Here is a 241-nt window from a genome sequence, read left to right as displayed (position 1 = left end):
CGGAGGCTGACGGGGGCCGTGGTGCCGGAGGAGGTGCTGGAGGCGCTGGCTCCGCCCGTGTGGCAGCGGCGGATGGCGGCGCGCTTCTTCACGGCCGGACGGCTGCTGGAGACGGAGTTGATGAACCACAAGCCGGCGTGGGTGGCGGCCAAGCTGCTGCTCGCGCCCCGGTTGCTGCCCATGGCGCGCTACTCCCTGCGCCGGTTACGGGACGACGGGCTCACGGCGCTGCGTTCGAGGT

Annotated in this window: 1 pseudogene; it reads left to right on the top strand. The window is 73.0% G+C overall.

What is annotated here, in order from left to right:
• A pseudogene (locus tag Q664_RS59505) lies at positions 1 to 241 on the top strand (hypothetical protein); the annotation flags it as partial.

This window comes from Archangium violaceum Cb vi76 (genome assembly GCF_000733295.1).
Taxonomy (GTDB): Bacteria; Myxococcota; Myxococcia; order Myxococcales; family Myxococcaceae; genus Archangium; species Archangium violaceum.
Note: the sequence above shows the minus strand (reverse complement) of the source record. Positions and strands in the feature narration are given on the sequence as shown.